This is a genomic window from Marinobacter confluentis, assembly GCF_004785685.1.
Lineage (GTDB): Bacteria > Pseudomonadota > Gammaproteobacteria > Pseudomonadales > Oleiphilaceae > Marinobacter > Marinobacter confluentis.
In genome coordinates this window covers 282,324-294,615 of record NZ_SRPF01000004.1, presented here as the reverse complement: position 1 = coordinate 294,615, position 12,292 = coordinate 282,324, and the positions used below count along the sequence as shown (strand labels likewise).

The 12,292-nt window shown below is 59.6% G+C and carries 7 protein-coding genes; all 7 read right to left on the bottom strand.

The window, feature by feature from the left end; all coding sequences use genetic code 11:
* Positions 1 to 4 precede the first annotated feature (4 nt).
* Complete coding sequence (locus E5Q11_RS14405; protein ID WP_135804142.1) at positions 5 to 994, bottom strand: PAS domain-containing protein; 990 nt, start codon at positions 992 to 994, stop codon at positions 5 to 7.
* Between the two features lie 85 nt (positions 995 to 1,079).
* Complete coding sequence (locus E5Q11_RS14400; RefSeq protein ID WP_135804141.1) at positions 1,080 to 1,892, bottom strand: metal ABC transporter permease; 813 nt, start codon at positions 1,890 to 1,892, stop codon at positions 1,080 to 1,082.
* The gene (gene znuC / locus E5Q11_RS14395; protein ID WP_135804140.1) at positions 1,879 to 2,682 is read right to left on the bottom strand and encodes a zinc ABC transporter ATP-binding protein ZnuC; all 804 of its coding nucleotides are present in this window, start codon (positions 2,680 to 2,682) and stop codon (positions 1,879 to 1,881) included. Before znuC ends, E5Q11_RS14400 begins: the two co-directional genes overlap by 14 nt.
* Positions 2,675 to 3,163: a Fur family transcriptional regulator gene (locus tag E5Q11_RS14390; RefSeq protein WP_135804139.1), complete on the bottom strand. Its 489-nt coding sequence runs from the start codon at positions 3,161 to 3,163 to the stop codon at positions 2,675 to 2,677. Before E5Q11_RS14390 ends, znuC begins: the two co-directional genes overlap by 8 nt.
* A gap of 64 nt (positions 3,164 to 3,227) precedes the next feature.
* Entirely contained in the window at positions 3,228 to 3,692 is a 465-nt protein-coding gene (locus E5Q11_RS14385) for a chemotaxis protein CheW (RefSeq protein ID WP_135804138.1), read from the bottom strand.
* Positions 3,693 to 3,703: 11 nt separating this feature from the next.
* Positions 3,704 to 4,756: a chemotaxis protein CheB gene (locus tag E5Q11_RS14380; RefSeq protein WP_135804137.1), complete on the bottom strand. Its 1,053-nt coding sequence runs from the start codon at positions 4,754 to 4,756 to the stop codon at positions 3,704 to 3,706.
* Complete coding sequence (locus E5Q11_RS14375) at positions 4,756 to 12,282, bottom strand: Hpt domain-containing protein (RefSeq protein ID WP_135804136.1); 7,527 nt, start codon at positions 12,280 to 12,282, stop codon at positions 4,756 to 4,758. The genes E5Q11_RS14380 and E5Q11_RS14375 overlap by 1 nt, the downstream gene beginning before the upstream one ends.
* Between the last annotated feature and the right edge of the window lie 10 nt (positions 12,283 to 12,292).

Sequence of the window (12,292 nt, the reverse complement as noted above, 5' to 3'; positions counted from 1 at the left end):
TACGCTAAACCGGTGTGGGATGCATGCTCAGGCGGAAGCCGCTGAAACCATGCAGGGTGTCATGCAGGGGCAGAACCCTCAGGGTCACCGGAATCCGTTGATGCTCAGCATTGGTCAGGTTCAGTTCTGCCTGTTGTAGCTGGCGGGTCTGACGGGCGGCATTCAGGGTCTGGTCGAAAATCTCCCGGTCGCTATCCGCAATCAGCTGATTGACCTCAACGTCCGTCAGGTCTGCCGGAGCAAAGCCGAGTACGTCGACAACGCCGGTGGACACGAACCCTGCCTTCCCCTGTTCATCAAGCTCGCAGACAATGGCGCCAGACAGCGACACCAGGTCCCGGCTGCGCTGCTCGCTATCGTTCAATGCTTTTCTGAGGATTCTTTTTTCGGTCTGCAGGTTGCTCAGGTGCTGGTTCTGGGCCTCTTGCTCGCGACGGATGGCGGACGAGACCTGCAGTTGTTTAAACCAGCGCAAACCCACCATCAAACAGACGAAGGCTCCGAAAAGGCTCAGCATTGTGCCGGAAACCCAGGTTACGATGGCCGATTCACGAACGGACTGTTCGAATACGGCCCGGTCAGGAATCGAGGTGATCAGCCATTGCCCCGAAGGCTGGGAAAGACTCGATCGCAGGGTATGGTCTTGGGCCCTTGGCTTGCCTGTATTGACTTCGAAAACCGTCGAATTGGTGTGCTGTTCCAGTGCGTCAATGCGAACCGACATCTGGTTTGGGATCTGGTCGACAAACCCTGAATCAAAACCGGCCGGGCCGGGTGCCGAAGCTAGTGCAGCGTGAGCGGCGTTGACGATGGCGCTGTGCTGGGCCTCGGTCATCCTCTTCGAATGCTCCCGGGCGTACTGGCCCAGCGACTGAGCGGCGATGGCGGTCATCAGCAGGCCGGCAAGAATAATAAGCAGTGGTGGCCCAGTCAGCGTAAACAATGGTCGCGACAGGGTGTTAGGCGACGCCGGTGCATCCGTGTGGTCATCCATTACCGCCTCCGATGTGGTGGAATTTTCTGGTTCAACTGTAAACCAGAGGCGGTGGTTGAAGAACTGTCTGTTTAAAGGTCAGGTTTTATGCGGGGGCCCGCCGGGCGCTGCCGTAGACCAGCAAAAAAGCACAGAAGGCGGTGACCACCACGGACGGCCCCGCCGGTGTATCGAGGAACCACGACATGGACAGCCCCCCTGTCACCGCCACGCATCCGAAACCGATCGCCAGTGCCACCATGTGTTCAGGGTTGCCCGCCAGCCGCCGCGCAGTGGCCGCGGGAATGATCAGCAGGGCGGTGATCAGCAGCACGCCGACAATCTTCATGGCCACCGCAATCACGATGGAAAACATCAGCATCAGTACCAGCCGCAGGGTTTCTACCGATAAGCCCTCGACCCGCGCCAGCTCCTCGTGAATGGTGCTCATCAACAGGCCGCGCCAGAAAACCGCAAGCAGGCCCAGAATGACGAGAGCACCACCGTATATCCAAAGCAGGTCAGTGCGGCTCATGGCCAGCAGATCGCCGAATAGCAGGCCAGTCAGGTCGAACCGGACATCCGGCATAAAGCTCAGGGCCACCAGGCCGATCGCCAGCGCACTGTGCGCCAGAATACCCAGCAGGGTGTCGGTGGCCAGGGCACGGCTGCGCTGGAATACCACCAGCACCAGTGATAGAACAACGCAGGTGACAATAACACCCAGGTTCAGCGGCACACTGATCAGGAAGCTCAGGGCAATACCCAGCAACGCCGAGTGGGCAAGGGTGTCGCCGAAATAGGCCATTCGCCGCCAGACCACAAAGCAGCCCAACGGGCCTGCCACCAGGGCAACGCCAAGGCCACCAATCAGTGCGCGCCAGAAAAAATCATCCAGCAAGGCATCAATGATGGGCATGATCGCACCCTTGATGACTGTCATCGGTCGCATGGCTGTGATGTTTGTGGTGGCCCCTGTCCACCACATCGCCGTGCAGGTCATGGCTGTGATTGTGGCGATGGTGGTAGACCGCCAGGCTCTCGGCTACGGGCTGACCAAAGGTTTCTATAAACGCCGGGTCGTGGGAAATGTCCGCCGGGTAGCCGCTGCAGCAGATGTGCTGGTTCAGGCAGATCACCTTGTCGGTGGCAGCCATCACCAGATGCAGGTCATGGGATACCATCAGCACACCGCAGTTAAGTTCGTCCCGCAGATTGCGGATCAGATCGTACAGGGCCGCCTGGCCGTTGATATCCACGCCCTGGGCTGGTTCGTCCAGCACCAGAAGATCAGGTTTCCGTGCCAGTGCCCGCGCCAGTAGCAGCCGCTGCTTTTCACCGCCGGACAGATGATGCACTGAGGCATCCAGCAGGTGTGCCACCCCGGTCTTGGCCAGCGCTTCCCGACAGGCCGTCAGTTTTTGCCCGCTGAGTAACATGAATCGCCGCACACTTAACGGCAGAGTGGGTTCGAGGCTAAGGTACTGGGGCACATAGCCGAGAGTCAGGCCGGGTTTCAGGACGATGGACCCCCGCGTGGCTTTCTGGAGCCCCAGAATCGCCTTGATCAAGGTAGTTTTGCCGGCGCCATTGGGACCGATGACGGTGATAATATCCCCCCGGCTGACGGTCAGGTCGACCCGGTCAACCACCACACGTTTATCGAAGGCAACAGTCAGTTGTTGCAGGCTTGCCAGGGAATCATTCATCTTTGTGGTCCACGCACCGGGGACAGTAGCCTGAGACTTCAACCGCGACACTGTCCGGGCGAAAATGGACATCAGCGGCGGCACCTTCAATGGCGTCAGAGACATCCGGTGCTGACAGTTCAAGCACGTTGCCGCACTGTTGGCAGATCAGGAACATGCCCTGGTGCCGTGTGCCTGCGTGGGTGCAGCCGATAAAGGCGTTCAGTGAGGCGATACGGTGAACCAGACCATATTGCTGAAGGAAGTCCAGGGCCCGGTAAACCGTGGGTGGCGCCGCGTTATGTCCGTCCTGTGCCAGCATGGCGAGGACATCGTAGGCGCCCAGGGGACGGTGGGATTGCCAGATCAGTTCCAGAACCCGTTCCCGGGTAGCGGTCAGCCGCGCATTCTGGCGCTGGCAGATGGCCCGGGCGTCGGCCAGTGCATCAGCAATGCAGGCATCGTGGTTGTGCTGGCGGTAGGGAAGAGCACTGACAGACATGAGGGTAATCCTGGCGAATTTGAAACATTATAACATTCCTCTCCGCCAGTGCCAGGGACCTGTTTCAGTTCTGTGAAGCCTCAATAGCCAGAGACTCGAGAAATCCCAGGTCGGGGATATAGGCGGTTTCACCGTCGACATCCACCTGCATCAGATCCGCCGAGCCGGTGTCTCCATCAAGGCGCTTGACCTGATCTTCAGTAAGGCGAGTCTGGCTGGGGATGCCCTGGGTCACCAGTGCCATGAAGGGAACCCGGTCGTGGTGGTCACCGATGGTATTGAGCACAACGATCCGCCCACGACTGCCAGCGGTGGCGATGGCTGCGCCGCCGTTTGCCGCATCATAGGAAATGATCGGTAGGTCCAGGCCTCGCCACTCCAGTTTGCCAGCCAGCCATTCCGGGCCGCCGGCCGGTGCCTCAGTGCCGGCAAAGTCCACCACTTCGGCGATGGACACGTTAGGCAGTAACAGCTGCCTGCCGTTCATCGGAATCATGACGCAGGAAAGGGTATCGGTACTGTCGTTCATTGCACTTTTCCTCAGGCGGAATCCCGTTTCTGCCGACCTTTCAGCAGGCAGGACTCTTCAATTGTTTTCACCAGTTCCCGGGCCAGTTGTTCGGGTGTGCCGCAGAATCCGGTACAGCCGGTGGCGGCCACAGAGTCGGGCATGGAGCTGTTGCCGCAGCTGGAACTCTCCTGCACCCAGATACGACTACCATAGGCTTTCAGCAAGGGGGCGGCAATGGCTCCATCGTTTCCCATGCCGGAGAAGAAAATGGCGTTGCATCGGGAACCGTAATGGTCACCAATATTCAGTAACACCTGATCAATGGACGGTCCATAGGGGCCGGGCCAGGGGCTGCTGCGTTCTGTCAGCGCGCCCTCGTCGTCCAGGGTCCATTCATGCTCTACCGGCATCAACACCACATCGCCATTGCGGATCCGGTAGCCGGTTTCCGCTTTCCGCAATTGATAATGGGCGTGACGGCCCAGTACCCGGGTCAGGACATCGGTGAAGTTGTTGTCAATGTGCTGGGCATAGACGAACCCAACGGGCAGACCTGCCGGCAGATTATCAAGAAAAGTTTTAACTGCTGCCGGCCCGCCAAGGGACGCACCCAGTATCCACACCTGCTCGGCCACTGAGCCAGCGGGTGCAGGCGTAATCCAGTGGGGCAGAGCCGGTGCTCCGGCCGCTTTGGGTGACTCCTGGGCCAGCTCTTCTATGGCGTCTGCCGAATCGAATTTTTCGAGGTGGCCCAGCGACTGCTCAAGCTTATCAAGCAGCCGTCTTTCCCAGCGGAAGTACTCGGTGAATCCGGGTTTTGGCGCCGGGTCCAACCCGAACAACACAGGCACGTCGGTATTTTCCAGAAGATGGTCAAACAGGGCAGGATGATCGGCCTCGTCTTCCAGTGTCACCAGCCATAGGCAGGCATCCGGAAAACCCGGCTGGGCAAGCAAACGGTCCGGATCTCCGGAAAAACAGACGTCCAGGCAAAACCTGGACGCTGCTTCCTGCAAACGGTGACGCTGCAGGACGATGTCAGAAACAATGCCGACTTGCGGTCGTTCTGACGCCCCGGGCATCACTGATTACCGGTCAGCCGACTGATGGTTTCGAGCAGCTCGGTTTCCTGGAAGGGTTTGCCGAGGTACTCGTTGACACCAATGGACAGCGCCCGTTCACGATGCTTTTCGCCAGTCCGAGAGGTGATCATGCAGATGGGCGTATCCTTCAGGTTTTCGTCGTGCCTGACGAAGCTCGCCACTTCGAAGCCGTCCATCCGCGGCATCTCGATATCCAGCAGGATAATATCCGGCTTGTGGTCCTGAAGCTGGGCCACGGCATCCAGGCCATCTTTCGCGGTGATCACTTCCATGCCGTTGCGCTCCAGCAGGCGTGAGGTGACCTTCCGTACCGTGACCGAATCGTCTACCACCATCACCGTGGTTACCTGAACCGCCTTGCGGCTGGCCTCCTTGGCATTTTCCAGGCTGGCCAGGCGCTGACGCTCTGACAGGATGTCGGAACGGATCATTGCCGGCAGATCGAGGATCACCACCACGTTGCCGTCACCCAGGATGGTTGCACCTGATACACCACGGACGGTGCCAAACTGTGGCCCCAGGGATTTAACCACGATTTCGCGGCTACCCATCAGGCTATCGACCTGAAGCGCCATTGGCTGCTCCGCGCCGCGAACCAGAATCACCGGCAGCGGCAGGGCCTGGCCCTGAAGCTTCGGATGGTGATCACTGTTCAGCAGGCTGCCCAGGTACTGCAGGCGGTATTCCTGGCCCGCGTACTCGTAAAGCGGCGCATCCGGCTTGTAATACTCTTCCAGCTCATAGGTGCTGACCCGCACAATACCTTCGATGGTATTCAGCGGGATGGCGTAGAAGTCTTCGCCGGTAGAGACCATCAGTGCCCGGTTGACCGATACCGTGAACGGCAGGCGAACAGTGAAGACAGTCCCTTTGCCAAGGGTGGAATCAATGTCCAGGCTGCCACCCAGCTGCTTGATTTCGCTGGCGACGACGTCCATCCCAACGCCCCGTCCGGAAATCTGGGTGACCTGTTGGGCGGTGGAGAAGCCGGGCTGAAGTATGAATTGCAGGATTTCCCGCTCGCTGAGCTCCTCGTTCCGGTCCAGCAGGCCCTGGCTGATCGCCTTTTCGCGGATGACGCTGGCGGGAATACCGGCGCCGTCATCAATCATCCGCAGCACCACGTCACCGCCTTCGCGGGTCAGGGACAGGGTAACTTCACCGGTTTCAGGTTTGCCGGCTTTCTTGCGGTCAGCCGGCTTTTCAATGCCGTGGTCGAGGGCATTACGGAGCATGTGTTCCAGAGGCGCGATCATGCGCTCCAGAATGTTGCGGTCCATTTCGCCTTCGGCGTTACGAACGTCAAACTCCACTTTCTTGGCCAGTTCGCCACTGATCTGACGAACAATCCGGCGCAGTCTGGGCACCATGGAGGCGAACGGAATCATTCGGGTCTTCATCAGACCTTCCTGCAGTTCCGTGTTAATCCGCGATTGCTGGACCAGCAGGGTTTCCGTATCCCGGACGCGATCCGACAGGGTTTCCCGGAGATCGGCAAGGTCAGATGAAGATTCTGTCAGTGCCCGGGACAGCTGCTGGATCGCGGAATAGCGGTCCATTTCCAGTGGGTCGAAGTCGTCGCCATAATCCGGCCCATGCTCTTTCTCGGCCCGGAACAGGATCTGGGTTTCGGTTTCGATTTCCATGCGGCGCAGCTGCTCGCGCAGGCGCTCGATGGTGGCGGCCATTTCAACCAGGTTATGGCTGAAGTCACTGGTCTGCTGCTCAAGCCGGCCACGGGTAATACTGGTTTCACCGGCCAGGTTAACCAGCTCATCCAGCAAGGGCGCAGATACCCGGATATTTTCCTGTGGTGCCCGTTGGGCGGCTTGACCGCCTTGCTCTTTCGCCGGCGACTTTTTCTGTATGGCCGGTTTGGGCTGCGGTTCAGGGGCCGGCGCCTGTGCTTTCTCTGCCTTTTTGGTGTCACCTTTTTTGGCTTTCGGTTTCTTGGCCTCGGTCGCTGGTGCTTCGGTCGCAGGCGTCTGGATCTGGGCCGGCACGCTACCGGTTTTTTCAAAGCGCTGACGGATCTCATTCACCAGGGCAATAATGCCGTCGTGATCGGCGGTGATCGCCTGCCAGTCCTGCTCGGCTGGTTTGTTGCCGCCCAGGTCAATCAGGCGGGTTTCCATTTCGTGGGCCTTGTCGCCCAGAACAGACAGCTGTGACAGCCGCGCGCCGCCCTTCAGGGTATGCAGCGCACGCTGGGCTTCCTGATTGAAATGGTGGTTCGCGGGTTCTTTGTGCCAGTCGCTCAGCAGTTGCTCAAGCTGGTCGAGAATCTCGCCGGCCTCTTCCAGGAAAATTTCCAGAACTTCGGCATCGACCGATTCGTCTTCATTGGCCTGCGTTGTAGCAGGCTCCGACGCCTGATCCGGCGCGGTCTCCTGGTGGGCCTGTTCAAACGCGCGGATGAGATCCCTGTCGCCTTCAGGCTTGTTGCCATCTTCCAGGCTGGTCAGCATCGCGCGCAGTGATTCCTGGGCTCTGCCACTCAGCTCCAGCAGGCCAGGTTGGTTGCCACCACCGGCAATCAGCGGATCGAGGGCGTCGGACCAGGCTTCAGCCAGTTCGGCAATCGGGTCGACATCAGACAGGCGAGCACCACCTTTCAGGGTATGCAGTTCCTGCTGAAGCTGGGAAACGCCCTGCAGCTCGTCAGGCTCATCCCGCCACTGGGCCAGACATTCACCGATGGCTTCATGAATTTCCAGGCCTTCGTCCAGGAAGATGCCGACCAGATCATCATCCGAGGCGTTGGGTATGGCATCGGCCAGAGACGGCTCGCTCTGCTGCGGTTCCGGTAAATCGTCCGGCTGCCGTTTGTCGGCTTCGGTCGGCCCGCTGTCCAGTGGCTCCCCTGCGAGGATGGCTTTTACCTTCGCGACCAGATCGTTGGCGGGCGGACAGGGCTTTTCGGTGGCAACTTCCTCGACCATTCTCGCCAGCCGGTCGTGGCAGGCAAACAGCAGGTCATTCATTTCCTCACTGGCGTCAAGCTGGCCTTCCGCTACCTTTTCGAACAGGTCTTCCAGAACGTGGGTCAGATCGCCGATGGCATCTACACCGGCCATCCGCGCGCCACCCTTTAGGGTGTGGACATCCCTCTGAAGCTCGGCCGCGACACCTCTGTTGGAGGGGTCTTCTGTCCAGCTGTGCAGCAGGCTGCCGGTAGAATTGATCAGGTCGTAGGCTTCTTCCAGGAAAATGCCCAGCAGCTCAGGGTCCAGATGGGACAGATCTGTTGGCGCCAGTTCCTCTTCTTCCGGCTGATTCTGTTCTGGTGCTGGTTCTGTTTCCGGTTCTTCCAGTTCAGGCACGGGCAGCGGGTCGTCGTCACCGGTGTGATCAGACTGACCACTGACGTCCGTAACCGGGCGTGTCCCGGTGGCGCTGTCCATGTAAGCGTGTATTTCACTAATCAGATCCGGGGCCGGTCTGGGTGTTTCCTGTTGCTCCAGCGCATCGACCATACCCGCAAGGCGGTCGTGGCAACGGAATAGCAGCTCTGACAAAGAGTCAGTGACAGCCAGCCGGTTTTCGGTAAGGCCTTCGAACAGGTTTTCCAGCTCGTGGGACAGGTCGCCGATGGACGTTATATCGGCAAGCCTGGCACCGCCTTTCAAGGTGTGCAGGTCACGCTGTAACAGGCGCAGAAGCTCATTATTGCCGGTGCTTTCACTCCAGGAATGCAGCGAGTCGGCGGTGCTGTCGATCAGATCCCGGGCTTCTTCCAGGAAAATGGCCGCCAGCTCGTCGTCCATTTTCTCGTCGGTTTCCGGCAGGGGTGGTGTTTCGTCTTCTGCCTGTTCGCCTTCTGTGGCCGGATCTTCGGCGCCGTCGACATCGTCATCAAGGCTGCGGTCAATCTCTTCCAGATCGTCCGTAAATTCCTCGTCAAAGGCACTGGGCGTTTCGGGTTCCGGCTCCGAGGCGTCTTCGGTGGCCAGCGATGCGAGATCGTCAATCAGCGGCTGGCTGGCTTCGGTGGCCAGCCCGGCGGCTACCTGGTCCATCATATTGATCAGGTGCTCGTGAGCCGCCCGCACAACAAAGAAGTAGTCTTCATCGGGGCTGATGGCGTTGGACGCGGTGCGCTCGTAGGCCTGGCGAATGGCTTCGGACAGGTCCGCAACGTCTTTGAGCCTGGCTGCGTTGGCGCCTTCGGTGAGCCGGTTCAGCTCGTCTCTGAGTACGTCCCGTGGCTGGGTCTGTTCCGGGTCAGAGGCCCATTCGTCGAGAATCCGGTCAGCATCCAGCAGGATATCCAGGCCTTCGCTCAGGAACAGCTGCACCAGCTGCGGGCTGGTATGGGATTCAGTTTCGCTGGCCTCTGCCGCTCGGTTGCGCAGGGTGGAAGATGATATCGCGTCCAGCCGCTTGAGGAAGGCATCTGTTCCGGGAAGCTCGGCCTGAGGGTTCTCTGCGATCTGGCGAAGACCCTGGGTAAGGAAAGTGCACACCTCTTCAATTTGTTCAATGACATCCCGGTCGGCGCGTTTGTTCTGTGCCCGGGCTTCTTTGACAAATCGCTCAAGGGGCGTGATCACCGCCGCGATAGGAGCGATGCCCGCCGTGTGAGCGCTGCCTTTCAACGTATGCAGGGCCCTCGAGAGATCATCGGAGTAGGCAACGCTGGATTTGTCCCCTGCGGCGTCCAGGAAGTCCCTCAAGGTCTGCAGATGGGTTTCGGTTTCGCTCTCAAATATTTCCAGCAGCACTGGGTCAACGGGTTCTTCGGTATCGGATGCCAGTGGCGGTGCGCTATCTAGGTCATCCACCAGTGGTTCTGCGACGGTGTCGTCAGCCTCGGAATCAGGCATTGCGGTGGTGTCGGGAATCTCGCCGTTTGCCAGGGCATTGGCACGGGCTTCCAGAATGCTGGTGTCTTCAGATGGTGGCCGTTGTTTCTCGAAGTCTTCAACCAGTGCTGGCAGGGTAGCGGTGACATCGTCCAGAAGGCTGGCGATGTCGTCGTTCATGAAGATACTGCCATCAATCACGCGATTGAGCATGTTTTCAACCGACCAGGCGAGCTCGCCCACAACCAGTGCGCCAACCATTCGGCCGCTGCCTTTGAGGGTGTGAAAGGCGCGACGGACTTCTGACAGGGCGGTGCGGTCTTCGTGGTGGCGCAGCAGTGCTGGCAGGTATTCGCGAATGGTGTCGAGCACTTCACCCGCTTCCTCGATAAATATCTCGAGGATTTCGTCGTCGATCAGGTTATCGCTGTCGTCTGCAGCCGGCTCGGGTTTTTCCTCGACGGCTTCAGGCGTTTCCTCGCTGGCGTGCAGGGCAGTGCCTTCGCCGTCGGTTTTGCGGGTCGTGGAAAGCGCTTCGGCCTGTTCAATCAGCGGCTGAACATCACCGGCGGATTCGCCATCACGGAACTCACTGATCAGCGATGGTATCCGGGCGTTCACCTGATCAATCAGGTTGAACATATCGTCGGTGGCCCGCAGGGTCTGGTCGATGACCCGGTTAAGCAGGTTTTCAACCGACCAGGCCAGCTCTGCCAGGCTGGTAGCTCCCACCAGCCGGCCACTACCTTTGAGGGTGTGGAAGGCCCGGCGAACTTCCGTCAGCGCTTCCCGATCATCGGAAGCCTGGCGCAAGCGGGGGTAAAATTCATTGATTGTTTCCAGAACTTCTTCGGCTTCTTCGATAAAAATGCCGAGAATTTCGTCATCCAGCAGTTCCTGGTCAGAGCTTTTCGCTGGCGCACTGCCGGATTCCGCTGGCGCCGCGCTGATGGTTGGCAGATCCTCGATGTCGGCAGGGTGCTCCCAGGTCGGGTCCTCTCCAACAGGGAAACCGAGTTCCCGGAAGCTGGATTCGGCCAGTGCCAGAACGCTATCGTTTTCACCAATGCCGTCGGCCAGACGCTCCAGGTAATACTCGATGCTGGTGACTGCGTCGGCCAGGGTGTCCAGTTGCTTCCAGTCGGGGATCTGTTTGCCGCCAAGAAGCACGTCAGTGACGTAGCGTTCGGCCGAGGCCAGCATATCGGCCACGCGGTCCAGGGGAATCAGCGCCAGGCCGCCACGGATGCTGTGAAGCAGGCCGGGGACGTGTTCGATTTCGCCGGTTTCCCACTGTGAGGCGATGAAATTGACGATGGCCGATTTCACCTGCTCCAGGGTGTTGCGGGATTCCCGCAGGAGCGCACTGCTGGCTTCACCCAGTTCCCGGGAGCCAAGATTGATGGTGTCCGGTTCTTCCTGGTTACCGCCCCGGTTGCGCTGGCGCTCGCTGTCGAGGCCGGCCAGGCTGGCCTCGACGTATAGCAGGGCGCCGGCGATATCCATCAGGGTACCGTCGTCGACGGCATCCTGTTGGCCAGAGAGTTTTTCTACCAGCTCAATCTGTTCGGTGACCACCTTGCGCGGAATGCCAAGCCCCAGCACGGCAAGGGTATTGGCAACCTGCCGCAGGCCCGGTAGCAACTCATCCAGTTCGTCGTTCTGGCGCAGGTCCGAGCGCACAAACAGGTCCAGCTGGTCTTTCAGTTTGGCCAGCTCTTCGTTGAGCGCGCTGACAACCGAATGGATGGCGTCCCGGCCAGGGCCGGATACGCGGTCTTTGGCCGCATCAACGTCGTCATCCGATGGTAGCGCCTGGGCAAGGCGATAGCTTTCGCGCAGTTCGCTGACCTTTTCGGTGTCCAGGTCCCGGGCGCGAGCGACATAGTAAAGCAGGTGTTTCAGCAGCGCTTCCGGCGCCGGCTGCTGGAGAATATCCACGTGCTCGTCGGTAAGCCTGCGGATTTCCGCGTCCAGCTCACGCAGAAGCGATTTGACCGCCGCGTTGACCGGGTTGACATGGCCCTGAAGGGTTTCCACGAACGCCCCTGCGGCTTTCCAGAGTTCGCCCCGCGGCGTGTTCTTGCATAGCCGGACCAGGCGCTCAATAACTTTCTGCATGTATTCGAAGTGGGCGTCCAGGTCCGCCTCGCGGATCACGCCGGCAAGGGCGAACTGGAACATCTGGCGCAGTTTGCGGACGTGGCCCAGGACTTTGGGGTCTTGCAGACGCTGGGAGACATTCGCCGGAGCACCCTTGCGTGCCCGGGAAAGGTCGGGCTTGAACAGGGAGGTGTCAGACAGCAGGGTTTCGCCACGGGCCGCCCGGAGGTCGTTCAGCAGGGGCAGCAGTACCAGCGGAAAATCGTCCTGGCTGCTGGCCAGGTGCTCAAGGTATTGCGGCAGCTGGAGAATGGCCTGCATCAATACTTCCACCGCATCATCAAGATTGGTGACGGTTTCGTTGAGGATGGCCTGGGTGAGCTTTTCCATTTCTTCGGTTAGCAGGGCTGCGCCATAAAGCTCAACCATCTGCAGAGTACCGTGAACCTGGTGGAGATAGTTCAGGCAAAAGCGCAGCCGCGCTGTGTCGTCCCGATTATCGACGTACGCTTCCAAGGCCTGCTGGCTCTGGGTCAGCGTGTCCTGTATTTCGCCACGAACCCAGTCCAGGGCGATGCTGTCATGGTGATTGCCCATAACCACTCCG